General features: G+C 57.7%; 16 protein-coding genes. 6 read left to right on the top strand and 10 right to left on the bottom strand.

Features of this window, described 5'->3' with window-relative positions; translation table 11 throughout:
• Positions 1-258 precede the first annotated feature (258 nt).
• The 3 genes from D8U70_RS15330 (at position 259) to D8U70_RS27735 (ending at position 1472) form a co-directional block, all read left to right on the top strand.
• Positions 259-630: a hypothetical protein gene (locus D8U70_RS15330; RefSeq protein ID WP_016773803.1), complete on the top strand. Its 372-nt coding sequence runs from the start codon at positions 259-261 to the stop codon at positions 628-630.
• A gap of 135 nt (positions 631-765) precedes the next feature.
• Positions 766-1185 (top strand): YMGG-like glycine zipper-containing protein, encoded by a 420-nt coding sequence (locus D8U70_RS15325; protein ID WP_024012287.1) that lies wholly within the window; start codon positions 766-768, stop codon positions 1183-1185.
• Positions 1186-1304: 119 nt separating this feature from the next.
• On the top strand, positions 1305-1472 hold the full coding sequence (locus D8U70_RS27735) for a hypothetical protein (protein WP_016773805.1): 168 nt from the start codon (positions 1305-1307) through the stop codon (positions 1470-1472).
• Positions 1473-1541: 69 nt separating this feature from the next.
• Here the strand turns inward: D8U70_RS27735 and D8U70_RS15320 are convergent, their stop codons facing one another.
• From D8U70_RS15320 to D8U70_RS15295, 5 genes are all read right to left on the bottom strand, one after another.
• Positions 1542-1916 carry a hypothetical protein gene (locus tag D8U70_RS15320; protein ID WP_016773806.1) on the bottom strand — a complete coding sequence of 125 codons (375 nt, stop codon included), beginning with the start codon at positions 1914-1916 and terminating at the stop codon, positions 1542-1544.
• Between the two features lie 103 nt (positions 1917-2019).
• Positions 2020-2442 (bottom strand): hypothetical protein, encoded by a 423-nt coding sequence (locus D8U70_RS15315; protein WP_232245580.1) that lies wholly within the window; start codon positions 2440-2442, stop codon positions 2020-2022.
• 203 nt (positions 2443-2645) lie between these two features.
• A complete protein-coding gene (locus D8U70_RS15310) occupies positions 2646-3053 on the bottom strand; it encodes a hypothetical protein (protein ID WP_073473934.1) in 408 nt (135 codons plus the stop codon).
• 702 nt (positions 3054-3755) lie between these two features.
• Complete coding sequence (locus tag D8U70_RS15300; protein WP_073473938.1) at positions 3756-4142, bottom strand: hypothetical protein; 387 nt, start codon at positions 4140-4142, stop codon at positions 3756-3758.
• A complete protein-coding gene (locus D8U70_RS15295) occupies positions 4139-8995 on the bottom strand; it encodes an RHS repeat-associated core domain-containing protein (RefSeq protein ID WP_130929216.1) in 4857 nt (1618 codons plus the stop codon). The genes D8U70_RS15300 and D8U70_RS15295 overlap by 4 nt, the downstream gene beginning before the upstream one ends.
• Positions 8996-9234: 239 nt before the next feature.
• On the opposite strand from D8U70_RS15295, the gene D8U70_RS15290 reads away from it, so the two are divergent.
• On the top strand, positions 9235-9930 hold the full coding sequence (locus D8U70_RS15290; protein WP_024012290.1) for an HAD-IA family hydrolase: 696 nt from the start codon (positions 9235-9237) through the stop codon (positions 9928-9930).
• A 62-nt stretch (positions 9931-9992) separates the two neighbouring features.
• On the opposite strand, the gene D8U70_RS15285 is transcribed toward D8U70_RS15290, so the two are convergent.
• Positions 9993-10739 (bottom strand): 3-oxoacyl-ACP reductase family protein, encoded by a 747-nt coding sequence (locus D8U70_RS15285; RefSeq protein ID WP_073473945.1) that lies wholly within the window; start codon positions 10737-10739, stop codon positions 9993-9995.
• Between the two features lie 125 nt (positions 10740-10864).
• Between D8U70_RS15285 and D8U70_RS15280 the strand changes: the two genes are divergently transcribed.
• A complete protein-coding gene (locus D8U70_RS15280; RefSeq protein WP_073473947.1) occupies positions 10865-11788 on the top strand; it encodes a LysR family transcriptional regulator in 924 nt (307 codons plus the stop codon).
• A 106-nt stretch (positions 11789-11894) separates the two neighbouring features.
• On the opposite strand, the gene D8U70_RS15275 is transcribed toward D8U70_RS15280, so the two are convergent.
• From D8U70_RS15275 to D8U70_RS15260, 3 genes are all read right to left on the bottom strand, one after another.
• A complete protein-coding gene (locus D8U70_RS15275; protein ID WP_130929215.1) occupies positions 11895-12623 on the bottom strand; it encodes an aspartate/glutamate racemase family protein in 729 nt (242 codons plus the stop codon).
• A 54-nt stretch (positions 12624-12677) separates the two neighbouring features.
• Positions 12678-14216, bottom strand: coding sequence for an NCS1 family nucleobase:cation symporter-1 (locus tag D8U70_RS15270; protein ID WP_130929214.1), 1539 nt, complete (start codon positions 14214-14216; stop codon positions 12678-12680).
• 575 nt (positions 14217-14791) lie between these two features.
• The gene (locus D8U70_RS15260; RefSeq protein WP_041479156.1) at positions 14792-15532 is read right to left on the bottom strand and encodes a phosphoadenylyl-sulfate reductase; all 741 of its coding nucleotides are present in this window, start codon (positions 15530-15532) and stop codon (positions 14792-14794) included.
• Positions 15533-15697: 165 nt separating this feature from the next.
• Between D8U70_RS15260 and thrH the strand changes: the two genes are divergently transcribed.
• On the top strand, positions 15698-16315 hold the full coding sequence (gene thrH / locus D8U70_RS15255) for a bifunctional phosphoserine phosphatase/homoserine phosphotransferase ThrH (protein WP_122747089.1): 618 nt from the start codon (positions 15698-15700) through the stop codon (positions 16313-16315).
• 152 nt (positions 16316-16467) lie between these two features.
• On the opposite strand, the gene pabB is transcribed toward thrH, so the two are convergent.
• A partial coding sequence (pabB, locus tag D8U70_RS15250; RefSeq protein ID WP_130929213.1) for an aminodeoxychorismate synthase component I occupies positions 16468-17811 on the bottom strand: 1344 nt, incomplete at its 5' end.

Below are 17811 nucleotides of genomic sequence, written 5' to 3'. Positions count from 1 at the left end.
GCAAGAATGAGGGGGCGGGCGTTGACATTAATGTCGGTTTTTTTTCACAAACTTTTCACGTTGGCCAACGTAGTGTGAAGCCATCCGTTAGAAAGCAAGTCTCCAGCCCGTCTCCCCAGCGGGCTTTTTTTTGCCCGGCATAAAACCTTTTCCCTGATCGCGGTCCAATCGACGCTGTCGCCGGCGTCTGGACTTTCCTGCGCCGAGGGCATTAAATCCCGCTCCTTTTCGTCATCCCGTTTATTTGAGGTTTTCGTCATGCGTTTAACACTGCCTGCTCTGGTTCTTGGCCTTCTGGTTGCTCAAGGTGCGATGGCTGCCGGTGACGGCACCGCGGCGCTGGGCGGTGGCCTGGGCGGCGCGCTGGGTAACGTGGTCGGTCAGAAAATGGGCGGCAGCACCGGTGCCGCCATTGGCGCTGGCGTCGCGGGCGCAGCAGGCAGTGCCGTCGCGGCACGCAAGGGCAGCCGCACCAAGGCAGCAATCGGTGGCGGCGTCGGTGCGGCCGGTGGTTCGGTGATCGGCAACAGCTTGGGCGGCCGCAACGGCGCCACTATCGGTGCAGGTCTGGGCGGCGCGGCCGGCGGTGCCGTCGGCAGCAATCTGGGCAAAGGTCACAAGCGCCACTGAGGCTGATGGCCTGTCAGAAAAAGCCCGACTCGATGTCGGGCTTTTTCATGGCTGAACGTTTCGTGCGAAATCATCTCCAATCTGCATACGCCCCGCTTGGGCGGACTGTCCCGATTCGGGAACTGCGAGGTTCATATGCGATTGTCATTATCTGCACTGTTTTTTGGATTGGTCGTGGCGCAGGGCGCGATGGCGGCCGGAGACGGCACCGCTGCCGTAGGCGGTGGTCTCGGCGGTGCGCTGGGTAATGTGGTTGGCGGACAACTTGGCGGCAGCACGGGCGCAGCGGTCGGCGCTGGTGTTGGCGGCGCGGCGGGCAGTGCCGTCGGCGCGAACAAACGCAACCGCACCGAAGCCGCGATCGGCGGCGGTCTTGGCGCAGCAGGCGGCTCGGTCGTCGGCAACAGCCTCGGCGGCTCCACCGGCTCCGCCATTGGCGCAGGCCTGGGCGGCGCAGCAGGCGGCGCGGTAGGTAACAATCTTGGCGACGACGACGGCGGATCTCATTCCGGCGGCCACAAGCACAAGAACAAACACAAAAATAAACATCGCTGATAGATCAACGAAAAACCCGGCCTGGCGCCGGGTTTTTCGTGTCTGGCCGTCAGGCGGAGGAACGATTGGCGATAGGGCTTTTCGAACGTCATATATCCCACACGAGCAAGAGGTGCGCCATGACTCCTGAAACCGAAGGCAAAGAAGAGAAGGGCCCGAGTGGATTGCCATTTATCAATGATCCGGGAAATGAGGATCCGGGGTCGCTGATGGATGATGCTACGGTGCCGTTGAATGATGCGGATGAGGCGGATATGGAGTATGAGGAGGATGGGGATGAGCAGTGAGGTGGGGTTGAGGTGTTGAATGATGGTTTAAGGGCCTGACTCAGCAGGCCCTACAGAAAAATCTGTTCCTCAGAATGATACGTCGATTCTTTGTGCTCTGATTTTTACAAACTGACCATTGAGGTGCGGAAAATCGAAGTGGATATCTTGATCCGCAAATTCGACGAACGACTTGAGCGTATCGCCTTCTAAGCGCCCCTGGATCTCGCATGAGAAACCGTCGTCAAGCATCTCGACATATGTTTCGCTGTTTTCACATTTTGCGATGTCAATTTCGTCCGGCAGCACCATTTCGAACTCGGCTGAGTAGGTCTCACCTACTTCGATGACTGACGGGCAGTGGCCTGCGAAACATCTCACAGTCACACCGTTGATGCTGAGCAGTAGCATTTCCTCAATGATTGGGTCGATCTTCACAATATGCGCGGGATATTTCTTAGTCATTTGCGAGCCATGCTGTTCTTTTCTTTCAGAGGATTGAGATGAACAGTGAGGTTTTTAAGAGGTGAACTTTGGCATAAAGGCCTGAGTCAGTAGGTGCCTAAGTCTAGTTTTCAGAGTTTTCATGCGGGTCGATTAATACATAGAGGTCATCGGAGGGCGACATTTTTTTGATTCTGCCTGCATCTATATAGGTCTTGAATTCACGCTCAAGAAATTTCATGTTAGTGTATTTTTTATATCTTAAAGGCCTGTCGGTGGCGTATATGTAAAGGCGCCACTCATCAAAACCATCGATCCTGTTATTCGAACCGTAATCGAAGTCCACTGAGTCAGTGGGAAAATGAATAGCACAGCCTATGCCGTGTAGTTCATATTCAACACCATCGATGATTTCTCCGCAACGTTCTATTTTGCCGCTCCTCCAAAGTCTTAGGATGTTTCGAGTACCAAATTTTTCTTGTAATAGCGTTGTTCCTTCTTCAACTTTGCTGAGGAAGCCTTTGATCAAGTCTTCGAGACGTATCATGTTGTTGCTCATGTTTTTCTATTATTATCCAGTCGATCGGTATCGAGTCTTTTTAGGATGACATGTTTCATTCGCTCTTGTCTCGAAAATGGTTTTTCCAATATTTCTAATGATTTTTACATTGTGAATTTTGGTGTTTGTCTCACAAGTAGATGCCGAAGTCAGGGTGATTTTTTATGCGTTTTGGTCTTTTCGGTTTCTTTTTAGTTGGTCCATATATATAAGTTGCTAATTAAAGAGATTTTCTTGATTTTTTTTAGGTCTATGTATTCGGCGAATTCTTTTTCGATTATTTTTTTGTCGCAGTATTTTCTATATTTAGATGGTCTTTCGCAAGCAAAGAAGTATAAGCGGCAAATGTCAAACCCATTGATTTCACCATTAGGCCCATAGTCAAAATCTACAGTTCCTGTCGATAAATTAATGCGGCAGCCAATGCCGTGCAATTCATATTTAACTCCTCGAGTGACTCTCCCGCGACGCTTTATCGCCTTGGTATGCCAAAGCCTTCGAATGTCTCGAGTACCAAATTTTTCTTCAAATATCAGCGTGCTTGTCTCTACCATAGCAATAAAGTCATTTATCAGGGCATCCAAGGTTTGATCACTCATCCTTTTCTCCTAATTTGCAAAATATCTAGTCCGATGAATTGGCTGGCTGGATTGCATTTTTTATTGTTTAAAAATTGCGGTATGCTCTTTGGGGCGGTAATAGCTTTAGCGTTGGTGATATTGCTTTTGGTCTTGCAGGCGCTGCGCGTGGAGTGTTAAGTGCGTGATTTTAGACAGGTGACACTGTTAAATAGACGCTAGGTTCTCTTAATCTCAACGATGACGTAATGAATTTTATCTCGGAAGTCTCTGATGCAATGCAAACCAAGTGCCCGCTCTCAAAATTTTTAATGGATAATTGAAGTATTTCCCGTGTGGGGAGATTGGATGTCGTCAAGCTTGTAACTTCACTGCACGTTATCCCTATGCGACAAGCATTGTATCCTATGGATTCCCACTTCTTCGGAGGCGTGTCTGGAATTTCTCTGATGTCAAATGCCAGAGTCAGTGTTGAAAGATTATTGTCTATGTTTAGAGTGAAGAGCTTAATCTCTCCGATAGGTACATTTCGGCTGAAGACCATGTTGAAGAGTTTACTGCCATGTATCTCATTCCAGTAATTCATATTTTTCTTTTAGTCTGTCGATCTACCTAAAAAGCGTCTTTACGTAGTGTTGGTTAAGGCTCGGCTTGCGTCTTTCTTAAAATTCACTTGGGCGCCATTTATCATTTCTGTCGTCAAAAAAATATATCTTTCTGCCCCTAGGTCCCCATCCACTGTAAGAAAAATTCTCTTTGTAGTTCTGGTGAGTTTGTTAGGTTTTCATTTTCGTAGTCAAATATCGACACCACATCTTTCAGTGATGGTTCTGCTCCATTTGTCAATTCATAAGCTTTTAAACCAAGAGACATTTGTGATGATAAGCTCGAGGGGTGAACATTTAACTTTGAGCCTTTGCAAAAGAAAGTTACTAGGGGGTTGTCCTTGCGGATTAAGCCGAAACAGTGATAAAAATTTTTGCCGGTGTATGTTTTTGGCGATAGTTCGTCCAGGCTTAGGGTTATGCTTATTTCCTCGCTGTCGCAAATCAGAATTACATCTTTGATTGCGTATTTTTTTTCTACGATAATTTTGAACTCCGAAATCATTTGTCAATTTTCCTATATGGATTCGGGATGGAGTAACCAAAGTCACGCCCATCATCAATAATTATCGTGGCGCCTAGAATATCTTCATTTTTGATGACTTTTGGAACGGCGAATTCCTGTTCTCGGGAAAATTTGTATCGGTTTCCTAATTCTTGCTTCAAATCATAGCCCTCGACTCTCTTCAAAGTATAAAGAAACCCGGTTTTTGTAAAAAAGCTGGTAGCAAACTCTTTTCCCACATCTCTAGAGGGGGAGGTGCTGATAAAGCCGCTTGGAGGAAAATCGCTATCAATGGAGTGGAGGAATAAGTCCTCGCTGTCTCCCTTGCTTTTGAATCCGTTCACAAAAACATCGGACGGGTCTCTTGAGTCTCCTCGGTACAGATATTCCTGTTTTTTCTTAGGCGCTGGTGCATCAGGCTCCCCATCATCAACCTTAACCCCATCACTTGCCCCCGGAACCTCACACCCAGGCTTATTCGGCGGTGGGCAATTGGACGTCAACCCCAACGGATCCACCCACCCCGTCGGATTCGGCACGTACTGATACTGATTCAACCCACCCGCGAGCTTCACCGGATCCGGCGTCAGATACCGCCCTAACCTAGGGTCGTAATACCGATGACGGTTGTAATGCAGCCCACTTTCAACGTCGAAGTACTGCCCCTGAAACCGCAGCGGTTGGTCGAGGTAATCCTCGCCAGCGAGGGTGACGGCGGCGACTTTGCCGTAGGCGTCGTATTGCGCGGACCAGACGATTTCGCCGCTGTAGTCGGTGAGTTCCTGCGGGGTGCCGAGGTGGTCGAGTTGGTAGTAGAAGGGGCAGGCCTTTTTCGGGCCTTTGCCATCGAGCATCGCGAGTGGGCGGAAGGTGCCGGGTTCGTAGAGGAAGCTGCGGTATTGCGTGGCGCTGCTTTCGGCGACGAGGTGTTCGCCTTGCCAGAAGAATTCGGTGACGGCGCCATCCACTGTTTTGCGGATGCGCCGGCCGAAGGCGTCGTAGTGATAAGTGGCGGTCTGGCCGTCGGGGCGGGTCAGGCCGATCAGGCGGTGCTGGCAGTCGTAGCGGTATTCGGTGACCAGGGTCTGGCCGTGGCCTCGGCGTTCGCGGATCAGGTTGCCGAAGGCGTCGTAGTCGTAATGACGGTCGCCCTGCATCAGCAGGCGATTGCCCTTGATCTGCGCAGGGCCGGGGCGGTCCTGCATCAGCAGGTTGCCGGCCGGGTCGTGGGCGAAGGATTCGGGCAGTTCGTCGCGCGAGTGACGTACGCGGATCAACCGGTCGAGGGCGTCGTAGCCGTAGGTGCGCTGGCCGTGGCGGCTGTCGGCAATGTGCTCGAGATTGCCGTTGGCGCTGTAGGCATAATCGCGGCGGTACAGCGAGGCGTGGCGATGGCCTACAGCGTGGGCGAGCAAACGGCCCTGATCGTCGTAGGAGTATTCGCTGAGCAGCAGACCTTGCTGGCGTTGCTGCTCGCGACCGGACTGATACACATGCCGGGTCAGCGGCGTGCCATTCAGGTCGATGGCCGACAGCGCACCGCCCTTGGCGTAGTGATAATCGAGCTTGCTGTTGTCCGGCAGGCGCAGGCGTTTGAGCTGGCCGCAGGCGTCATAGGCGTAGCGCAAGGTGCCCCAGCCCTGATGCTCGGTGATCAGCCGGTCCTGACGGTCGTACTCGAAGGCCAGCGGATGGTTCTGGCCGTCATCTACACCGATCAATCGTCCGAGGCGGTCGTAGTCGTAGTGGACCTTGATCCCATCGGGCAGGGTTTTGACTCGCAACCTTCCAGCCGCGTCGCGCTCGTAGCGGGTGACCAGACTGGGACCGAAATCACCAAACTCGGTTTTTTCCAGCAGGTGCCCATTGAGGTCATAGGCATACGCAGTCCGGCGCCCATCAAACCCGGTTTCCTGTCGGATCAATCCGGTCGGCGTGTAATCCAGTCGGTACTTTTCGCCCGATTCGTTTTCAATCTCGGTCAGCAGCAACCGCGCATGGTCGTAGCGGTACTGCACGCGGGTGCCGTCGGGGTTGATGCGCCGCGAGACCAGGTGCAGATCATCGTCATATTCATAGCGGGTGATGCGCCCCAGTTCATCGCGTTCGGCGGTGATCTGGCCGTAGGCGCCGTAGCTGTAGGCGCGCGTGCTGCCCGTAGGAGAAGTCGTCAGGATCAGTCGGCCGGCGGCGTCCCACTGCTGACGACTGACAACACCGAATTCGTCCTGGGTGGTAATCCGCCGTCCCAGCGCATCGTAGGAAAAACGCCGCACGCCGCCATCGGGCAGGGTTTCTTCGATGAGCTGGCCGAGCTCGTTCCACACCCAGCGGTGGCGGCTGCTGTCCGGATAACGCAGCGACAGCAATTGCCCGCGCAGGTTGTAGTAGTAATGGGTGACCTGGCCGTCGGGATCGACCGCTTCGGTAACGGCACCTTCAGCGTTGCGCCGATAGATCCACACCGCGTCGCCTCGGCAACGCTTGTAGAGAAAACCGTTGCGGTACTCGTAGGACGTTGGTGCATCGTCCGGTGGAATCAGCGCGATCAGCCGTCCGACTTCGTCGTAGCGGTATTCGGTAACCGCGCCCAACGCATCCTGCTCGGCGATCAAGCGCCCCTGCTGGTCATAGGCCTTGAGCTGCTCGCCGCCATCGGCCGCGACCTGACGCACCAGCCGCGCGCGCTCGTCGTGGACGTAGACTTCTTCGGTGCCGTCGACGTAATGCACGGTCACGCTGGCGTCGTCATCGTTCCAGACGTAACGGGTATTCATCTGCGAGAACGACGCCCAGTGCCGCACGCAGCGGGCGGCTTTGCCCTCGCGCTGCCACTCCCAGAAGAAGCTCGCGCCGCCGGTTAGCTGGCGCTGGAGGATGACGTGGTGATCGTCGTAGTCGTAGCGTTCGCTGTCGCCCACCGCGTTGGTCGCGACCAGCAGGCGTTGCCGCGCATCGAAGCTGTAGGTGGCAAGGTTTTGTTCGGTGGTCCACTCGCCCTGAACAAAAACTTGGTAATCGACCGCCACCAGTTGCGCGCGGTCATAACGCAACAGCAATGAGCGGCCGGCGCCGTTGTCCAGACGCTGAATGCGGTCGGAGCGATCGCGTTGCAGGGTCAGACGATTACCGTAGACATCGCTGATTGCGGTCAGTCGTCCGGCGCGAAAGTGATAGAACCGCGCGCTGTCACCGGCCAGGGCGAGGATCAGTTCTTCCGGCTCATCGCCGAGAAAGATCGCCGCCCGCGACAGGCTGTTGTGAATCGCTGGGCGCGCGACGTTGGGCAGGGGAAAGCGGGTGCGGCGGTTCTCGTGGTCGATCCAGATCACGCCATCGCCGTCGAAGGACAGGCGATGGGCCAGCGTATGGCTCCAGCCGAAACCCAGGCCGATGTCGATCTCGACCGCGCTGCTGCGGTACAAACGGGTGAACTCGAAGGGCAGCACGCCATCGAGCACCGCGTCGGTCAGGGTCAGCAGTTCTTCGCCGGTGACCATCGACACCGGGCAGCCATTGGTACAGGTTTTGGGCACGCAATCGGCGGCATCGCCGTTGGGGTTTTTCGCTTGGTCGGGGACGTCGTCGTGTGGCTCGTGGCGCTCAAGGCGCGCCATGCCTTGGGATTTTTCCCGCGCGAGCGGCGCCGGATTCGGCACGTTGAGCACCACCGCGTCGGCCTGGCGAATGTTCAGCGGAATCGATGGCGTCGGCTTCAGCTCCACTTCGCGGGCATGAAACATCAGCGGCTTCAGCGTGCTCGCGTGCTGTTTGAGTTCCGGTGTCGAAGTCAGCTCAGCCAGACGCAAGGCTGAGGCGGCCAGCCATTCCCGCGCCCGAGGCGACTTGATTTTGGCCAAGACCTTGCTGCTCAAACGCAGCGATACGCCGGCACCGCCCGCCACGCGCATCAACAGGAAACTGATGAGCAACTCGGTGCGAACTTCGGCCACCACTTCGGCGAGGTATTGCGGCGGCAGCATCTTCAGCCAACTGGTGAACGCGGCCAGATGAATGAACAGCAACGGCTCGTCGCTGAGCATCAACAAGGCGTTGGCAATCGCCTCGCTGGAAGCCGCCAGCAGCGCCTCAAGTTCGACTTCGCTCAGGTATTCGAGGAGCTTTGCGCTGTGTTCCTGGAGGTCGGCGAGGAGGGCAAACAGCTGCTGAATGTCATCCCAGACGCCATTCAGGGCTTTTTCCAGGCCGCGCCAATCGGCCCGTTGCAACTGTCCGTAACGATCAAGAAAGCCGGCGCTGGAAAACTCCGTCCATTGCGGTTGGAAGCCTGTCCATTCGCTGCGCAGCCAGCCTTCAAGACCGGCAATGACGCCTTCATATGAGGCATACAGGGCGCGGACATGGTCGGTAGAAACATCGGGAAAGAAGGTGACGCGGTAGCGCTGGCTCCGCACGCAATCGGTCACCTCGAGGATCCCGCTCGGGCCGATGGTGTGGCGCAGTGGTTCGCCGAAGGTCTGTACGCCGTCGACTTCGCTGAGCAGCGGTTCGAGGGTCACCGGGGTGTCGCCGATCGGCACGAAGCGCGCGGTTTCGAACAAATGCACCAGGGTCAGCGGACCGCTGGCCGGACACATGACCACCGATGAGCTGACAGGTGCGTGCGAGGTGATCGGCGCGCTCAGTTGTACGTCATTGCCAACCTTGAACACCTGCTCGATGTCCAGCGCGGTCCCGGTCCAGAACTGCTCGGCCCAGGCATCGTAGTTGTTCAGGCACAGGCGGAACTCGTCGATCAGCGCTTCGAAATCTGGCTGCTTCGGATTCAGGGCGGCCACCACCAGCAGTCCGATGCTGTTGTTCAGGGCCAGGAGCCGATCGGGTTGAAACATTCGCAGTCGCTCGCGCATGTGAAAAAACGGGAGCGCGGACTTTGCGGGGGATCAAAAAGGAAAGAAGTCGGGGAAGTAGGCAGTGTCTGTAGGAGTTTTCGCTAAATGCGAAAAGGCGTCGATGGCATTGCCCGTTGCTCAATGTCCACCGGCCTCGCTATGCTGCTGAACCCATTAATCAGATCCGCGTTGCGGCACGCTGCCTGTCGCCCGGGATGTCTTTGTTAACGGATCCGATGATGAATGCACCGCTGAAGACGTTCGGCCCGATCAAGGCCGTGATTTTCGATATGGACGGTTTGCTGCTCGACACCGAAGGCATTTACACCGAGGTCACCTCGCTGATTGCGGGGCGCTACGGGAAAACCTTCGACTGGAGCGTCAAACAAAACATCATTGGTCGCGGCGCCAATGACCTGGCCAATTACGTGGTGCAGGCGCTGGAACTACCGATCACTCCGGAAGAATTCCTGCAGATTCGCGAGCCGCTGATGCGCGAGCGTTTCCCCAAGGCGCAGGCGATGCCGGGGGCCGAAGCGCTGGTGCGTCACCTCAAGGCGCACAACATCCCGATCGCGGTGGGCACCAGTTCGTCGCGCCAGTCGTTCGGGCAGAAAACCACCTTGCACCGTGAGTGGTTTGCGCTGTTCGATTTCATCGTCACGGCGGACGATCCGGAAGTCGGCGCGGCCAAACCGGCGCCGGATATTTTCCTCACCGCCGCCCGGCGTTTGGGCGTTGCGCCCAAGGATTGTCTGGTGTTCGAGGATTCGCCGTTTGGCGTCACCGCAGCGAAAGCGGCAGGCATGACCGCAATCGCCATCCCCGACGCAGCAATGGCAGACGAGAAATATGCTCACGCTGACGGCATTATCCGCTCGCTGAAAGACTTCAGGCCCAGCGCCTTTGGCTTACCGATGCTGGAACTGGCTTGACCGTCCACGCAAAAACGCCGCCCTTGCTATAAAGAAGGGCGGCGTTTTTTCTTGCCGGTCTGTCAGGCGCCGAAACCACCGTCGATGGTCAGGCTGGCACCGGTGATGTAACCGGCTTCCGGTCCGGCCAGGTAGGCGACGAAGCTGGCGATTTCTTCGGCGGTGCCGTAACGACCGACGGCCATCAGCGGGATCAGGCTGTCGGCGAATTCGCCATGGGCCGGGTTCATGTCGGTGTCGACCGGGCCAGGTTGCACGTTGTTGATGGTGATGCCTCGTGGGCCGAGGTCGCGGGCCAGGCCTTTGGTCAGGCCGACCAGTGCCGATTTGCTCATCGCGTACACGCCGCCACCGCCGAAGGGCATGCGGTCGGCGTTGGTGCTGCCGATGTTGATGATCCGCGAGCCTTCGCCCATGTGTTTCGCCGCTTCCTGGGACGCAATGAACACGCTGCGCACGTTGATGGCCAGGGTCTGATCGAAGTCTTCCAGTTTGAAGTCTTCCAGCGGCGCGATGGCCAGCACGCCGGCGTTGTTGACCAGAATGTCCAGGCGCCCAAACGCTTCGACGGTGGCGCTGACGGCGTGGCGAATCGCGCTGGCGTCGGCGCTGTCAGCCTTGATCGCCAAGGCTTTGCCGCCGTTGCCGGTGATGCTGTTCTGTAGTTCTTCGGCTTTGGCGGCGGAGCTGACGTAAGTGAAAGCGACGGCGGCGCCTTCAGCGGCCAGACGTTTGACGATGGCTGCGCCGATGCCGCGCGAACCGCCTTGAATCAGAGCGACCTTGCCGCTGAGGTGTTGAGTGGTCATGTTCGATCTCCAAGTGTTCAAGGCGGAATGCCTTGGTGTTGGTGCCGAGTATCGGCCTGGCATCGACAACCGGGTAGACCATGATTGCTATAGTCTGTGTAAACCAGAAGTTTATAGTGGCGATCATGGAAACATTCAGCAGTATCGAATGCTTTGTGCGCAGCGCCGAAGTCGGCAGCTTCGCCGAAGCCGCGCGACGCTTGAGCCTGACCCCGGCGGCGGTCGGCAAAAGCGTGGCGAAACTGGAGGCGCGGCTTGGCGTGCGGCTGTTCCAGCGTAGTACACGCAGCCTGACCCTGACCGAAGCGGGGCAGCTGTTTTTGAGTGAAGTCAGCGCCAGCCTGACCACCATCCAGAATGCCGTGGCCAATCTGGCCAGTGCCGGCGGGCAACCCGCCGGCACGCTGAAAGTCAGCATGGGTACGGTGTTCGGTCGTCTCTATATCGTGCCGCTGCTCGGTGAGTTCTTGCGGCGCTATCCGGCGATCAACCCGGACTGGCATTTCGATAACCGCCAGGTCGACCTGATCGGACAGGGCTTCGACGCAGCGATTGGTGGCGGCTTTGAACTGCCACAAGGCGTGGTTGCGCGCAGGCTGACACCGGCGCATCGGGTGTTGGTGGCATCGGAGGACTATCTGCAAAAACATGCGCCGATCAGCCATCCCGATGACCTCAGGCAACACGACGGCATTCTGATTCGCTCACCGCAGACCGGGCGCGTGCGTTCCTGGCAACTGACTCACCGCGATCAGCAACACAGTCCGCTGACATTGCGGGCGCGGATGACCATGAGTGATTCCGAGGCGGCGTGCGCGACGGCGATGCAAGGTTTGGGCATTGCGCTGGTGAGCATGCCCTTTGCGGTGCCGTATCTTCAGGCGGGGACACTGCAGCGGGTGCTGCCGGACTGGTTTGTCGATGACGGCAACATTTCGATCTATTACGCCGAGCACAAATTGTTGCCGGGCAAGACCCGGGCGTTCGTGGATTTTGTGATTGAGCAGTTTGCTGAGCAGGGACTAGGGCGGCGGTTTAGTGCCATCTAAGTAAGGCTTGGAACCGAGTCGTTTGCATTCGCGAGCAGGCTCGCTCCCACAGGGGAACGCATTCCAAATGTAGGAGTGAGCCTGCTCGCGATAAACGCAACTCGGTCTATCGAGCAAAGCGCTGCGCCCAGCCAATAATATTCTTCGGCCGTGGCGTCGCATAAGTGCGCACCTTGGACGTCGACAACTTCAAGCGCACCAGCGATTCGGCAATCGTCACCGCCGCCGTCACGCCATCCACCACCGGCACGCCGGTGCGCCGGCGGATCTGCTCGTCCAGCCCGGCCATGCCGCCGCAGCCCAGGCAAATCACCTCGGCCTTGTCCCGGGTCACCGCCAGTTCGGCCTGATGCACAATCGCTTCCAGTGCGCGCTGCGGTTCATGTTCCAGCTCCAGAACCGCCAGACCACTGGCGCGCACCGAGGCACAGCGATCCCACAGGCCGGACAATTTCAGCCGATCCTCGATCAGCGGCACGGTGCGATCCAGTGTGGTCACCACCGAGTAGGCATGGCCGAGAAACATCGCGGTGCTGGCCGCCGCATCAGTGATATCTACCACTGGCACGTTGAGCAGTTCCTGCAAGCCTTCGCGGCCATGTTCGCCGTAGCCGGCCTGAATCACCGCATCGAAGGGTTGGTCATAGGCCATCACTCGGTCCATCACGGCGATGGCCGCCAGGTAACTTTCGAAATTGCCTTCAATCGATTCGGCGCCGAAGTACGGCGTCAGGCCGACGATTTCGGTGCCGGGTGAAGCGACGGCCTGCGCCGAGCGGGCGATGGCGTCGGTGATGGATTCGGTGGTGTTGACGTTGACCACGAGAATACGCATGGAAAATCCTTATTGCGGGCAGTGGTGCGGCCCGAAAACCGGGCCGCGAAGGGATCAGTGGCTGACGTTATCCACAGCGATGCACTCGCCGCTGACTTCGGCGTAATGCGTCTGGCGTTTGGCGATGATCAGGTAAAGCATGCCGGCGATACCGGCACCGATGAGCCAGGAGAACGGCGAAACACTGTGGAAACCGGGCACCAGCGCCAGGACGATGGCGATCAGCGCTGCCGGAATAAACGCCGCCACCGCGCGGAAATTGATGCCACGGCTGTAGTAATAAGCGCCGTTGGGGTGTTCGCTGTAGAGCTGCGGCACGTTGATCCGGCCTTTGCGGATCAGCCAGTAGTCGACCATGATCACCCCGTACAACGGGCCGAGCAGGGCGCCGAGGCCCGACAGGAAATACACGATCACCAGCGGGCTGTTGTAGAGGTTCCACGGCAGGATCAGCACGGCGATGGTCGCGCTGATCAATCCGGCGCGGCGGAAGGTCAGGTACTTCGGCGCCAGGTTGCTGAGGACGAACGCCGGGGCGACGAAGTTGGCCATGATGTTCACCGCGACGGTGACGATCAGAAAAGCCAGGCAGCCGAGCACCAGAAAGAATGTGTTGGGGATCGAGGCGATGATTTCGGTCGGGCTTTCGATGATTCGCCCGTTGATCTGAAACTGCGCGCCACACAGCAGCACGGTAATCGCGGCGAATACCAGAATGTTCACCGGCAAACCCCAGAAATTTCCCACCTTGATAGTCTTGCGGCACGGCGAAGAACGGGCGAAGTCGCAGAAATTGAGAATCAGCGTGCCGTAGATCGCCAGCCACAACGCGCCGCCGGCAAAGATGTTGCGCCACATCTCGCCACCGGTCAGCGGCTCGCGGATCGACCAGGCAATGGTCGCGTTGGCCTGGAAGTACATCCACCCGGCGAGGGCAGCAACGGTCAGCAGAATCACCGGCCCGGCAAATGCCTCGTAACGGCGCACCATCTCCATGCCGTAGGCAAGGATCGCCAGTTGCACCAGCCAGATGGCAACGAAGCACACCCAGCCCAGAGTCGACAGGCCGAGAATCGAGTTGTGATCGTATTCGGCAAAGCCCGGATGCACGGCAGTCAGCAAGACGCGGAATACCACTGAGGCGAGATACGTCTGAATACCGAACCAGGCGATGGCGATAACCGCCCTGATCAATGCAGGAATTTGCGCACCGTGAATGCCGAAACTGATCCGGCTGATCACCGGAAACGGCACCCCGGTTTTCTGCCCCATGTACCCGGACAGGTTCATGAAGAAGTACACCAGCGCCGCGCCAATCCCCAGCGACAACAGAATCTGCCAGCCGCCCAGGCCCAACGCATACAGGCCGATGGCGAACGAGTAGTTGGCGATGTTGTGCACATCATTCGTCCACAGGGCGAAGATGCTGTACTGGCCCCAGCGCCGGCCTTCGGCTTTGGTCGGCGCCAGATCGCTGTTGTGCAGACGCGGGCTCAGTTGCAGCGGCTCGCTCAGTCCGTCATCGGGCAACGGTTGATCGAGCGTGGCGGAGGGCAGATTCAGCGCGATGTTATTTGAAAGACTTGTACGCATTCCGGCAGGCTCCTGACGTTCGCCACCGCGATGACTGTGCATGAGCGCTCAGGCTCGACAAATCTTCGTCGCGGCGGTGAAAACATCACTGGTTACGGGGCATCTGCAGCCTGTACGGGATAGGGCGCTTCAGGCTTGCGGATCGAAAGTGTGCATGTTTTGCAGTTTTGTATACAAAACATGTATGCGATAAAGCCAGATTTGTGCCAGTTGCCAATCTATAAGCGGCAGGGCTCATTTCGAATAGTTATCAATGCGGCATAAGTGGCTGAAAAACCGGCGATATAAATTGATCGATTGGACAGGAATTTTTTTCAGGGGAGGGAGTTGCAGAGGGGCAAGCAGATGGGGATTCTGCTGGGGAGTGTAACTTTTCAGGGCGTAAGAACTGAAAGTGCACACATAAATGGCACCGATGGTGACAACCTTGTGTACACCTTTTGTGTGCCTGACACATATCAATGTGGGAGCGAGCCTGCTCGCGAATGCGGTGGATCAGGCAACTGAAACGTTGACTGGAAGTGCGCTTTCGCGAGCAGGCTCGCTCCCACAGGGGAACTCATTTCAGCAAATGATCAAACCTTGCTCTTGCTGATGATATTCCCCGCATGCAACCCGCATTCTTTCTGCGTGGCTTCTTCCCACCACCAGCGGCCTTCACGCTCGTGCTGGTTCGGCAGCACTGGGCGGGTGCAGGGTTCGCAGCCGATGCTGATGAAACCGCGCTCGTGCAGGCTGTTGTAGGGCAGTTCGAGCATGCGGATGTAACCCCAGATCTCCTCGCTGGTCATCTGCGCCAACGGGTTGAACTTGTACAGTGTGCGTTCCGGTGTCGAGAACGCCGTGTCGATTTCCAGCACCGCCACAGCGCTGCGGGTGCCCGGGCTCTGGTCGCGGCGCTGGCCGGTGGCCCAGGCTTTGACGTCGGACAGCTTACGGCGCAGCGGCTCGATCTTGCGGATGCCGCAGCATTCGCCGTGGCCGTCCTTGTAGAAACTGAACAGGCCTTTTTCCTTCACGAACGGTTCGAGTTTCGTGTAGTCCGGCGAGACGATTTCAATATCGATCTTGTAGTGCTCGCGCACCTGCTCGATGAAACGGTAGGTCTCCGGATGCAGGCGGCCGGTGTCGAGGCTGAACACTTTGACGTTCTTGTTCAGCTTCCACGCCATGTCCACCAGCACCACGTCCTCGGCGCCGCTGAAAGATATCCACAAGTCATCGCCGAACTCGGCGAAGGCGAGTTTGAGAATGTCCTGGGCGGATTTGTTGGCATAGGTCGTGGCGAGTTCCACGACGTCAAACGTTGGGCTCATCAGGGCGGCTTCCTACAGGTCAATGGCGCTCGGGCGCTCTATAGGGGGCCGATGGTAACAAAAAGCTGCCGGGGCCGGGGCGTCCTCTGCGTTGCGCGCGTCTGGTGCAGACGCTAGAGTTCGGCCTCGCTTGACTCAAATAATCACTACAAACGGGAGTGTCTTGTGGAAATTGCTTGCCTGGATCTTGAAGGGGTACTGGTACCGGAAATCTGGATCGCCTTCGCCGAAAAAACCGGAATCGACTCCCTCAAGGCCACCACCCGGGACATTCCCGATTACGACGTATTGATGAAGCAGCGTTTGCGCATCCTCGACGAGCACGGCCTCAAGCTCTCGGACATTCAGGAAGTGATCGCCACGCTGAAACCGCTGGATGGTGCGGTGGAGTTCGTCAACTGGCTGCGCGAGCGTTTCCAGGTGGTGATTCTCTCGGACACCTTTTATGAATTCTCGCAGCCGTTGATGCGCCAGCTGGGCTTCCCGACTCTGCTTTGCCACCGCTTGATCACTGACGAAAGCGGTCGGGTGACGGGCTATCAACTGCGCCAGAAAGATCCCAAGCGCCAGTCGGTGCTGGCGTTCAAGAGCCTGTACTACCGGGTGATCGCGGCGGGTGATTCGTACAACGACACGACCATGCTCGGCGAGGCGGACGCAGGGATTCTGTTTCACGCGCCGGACAACGTGATTCGCGAGTTTCCGCAGTTCCCGGCGGTGCATACGTTTGAAGAGCTGAAGCAGGAATTCCTCAAAGCCTCAAACCGCGATCTCAGCCTGTAAGCCTGGCTACCTGATGATCGTTCCCACGCTCTGCGTGGGAATGCCTCAACGGACGCTCCGCGTTCGGCTTTGGATGGGACGCGGAGCGTCCCGGGCTGCATTCCCACGCAGGAGCGTGGGAACGATCGGTGTGGGAGGCTGCTCGCGGTGCTTCAGAGGTTTTGCAGGGTATCGAGCAGGATCCGCACTTTGGTCATCGACTCCTGATACTCCGCCTGCCAGTCCGAATCGGCGACGATCCCGCCGCCGCCCCAGCAGCACACCTGACCATCCTTGACCAGCAGACTGCGAATGGCGATGGAGCTGTCCATCTCGCCGCGCACGTCCAGATACAGTAACGAGCCGCAATACAGACCGCGCCGCGTCGGTTCCAGCTCGTCGATGATCTGCATCGCCCGAATCTTTGGTGCGCCGGTGATCGAGCCGCCGGGGAAGCTGCCAGCGATCAGGTCCAGCGCATCACGATCCGCCGCCAGTTCACCGGTCACGCTGCTGACCAGGTGATGCACATTCGGATAGCTTTCCAGACTGAACAACTCCGGCACCCGCACCGAGCCGATGCGGCAGGTGCGCCCGAGGTCGTTGCGCAGCAGGTCGACGATCATCAGGTTTTCTGCGCGGTCCTTGGGGCTCGCCAAGAGTTCGGCGGCGTTGGCCGCGTCCTCGGCTGGGGTCAGGCCGCGAGGGCGGGTGCCCTTGATCGGACGGGTTTCAACCTGACGCTGGCTGACTCTGACGAAACGTTCCGGTGACAGGCTCAGCACCGCGCCGCCATCGGGCAGGCTCTGGAACCCGGAGAACGGCGTCGGGCAGGCCTGACGCAAAGCGCAGTAAGCCAGCCACGGATCGCCCTGGCATTCAGCACGAAAGCGTTGCGCGAAGTTGACCTGATAGCAGTCGCCGGCCTGGATGTAGTCCTGAATACGCTCGAAGGCCTGACGGTAGTCGTCGGCCGAGAGGTCAGCGGCCATCGGGGCGTTCAGTTTGAAGGGCGCCAGCGCGTCAACTTGAGGCTGAGTGAACAGCGCGACCAATCGCTGCCGTTCACTGTCGACAAGCGATGGATGAAAGACCAATTGGCTGGTTTGCGCGTGGTGATCACTGATCAGCGCCCAGTCGTACAGGCCAAAACGCGCATCGGGCAGTTGCAGGTCATCCAGCGCCTGACTCGGCAGGTTTTCCAGATGCCGGCCGAAGTCGTAGCTCAGATAACCGATCAGTCCGCCGGCGAACGGCAATTCGTACCCGGCGGGCAACTGCGCTTCGCCCAAGCGGCTGAGGTGGTCACGCAGGCGCTGGAGGAAATGCGCGCCGCTCTCGTCCGGCAACACCGCCAGTTGTTCCAGCGGCCAGGCGCTGAGCAAGTCATAACGGCCGCGTTCAGCGCTCGGCCGGCCGCTGTCGAGCAGCACGGCGCCGGGTGCGTTGCGAATGGCCGCGAAATAGTCGGCGGGGTTGGCGCGGTAGGGCAGTGGGTGTACGGAGCAGGTCAACAT

Source organism: Pseudomonas sp. Sample_20, assembly GCF_004307585.1.
GTDB lineage: Bacteria > Pseudomonadota > Gammaproteobacteria > Pseudomonadales > Pseudomonadaceae > Aquipseudomonas > Aquipseudomonas atacamensis.
Note: the sequence above shows the minus strand (reverse complement) of the source record. Positions and strands in the feature narration are given on the sequence as shown.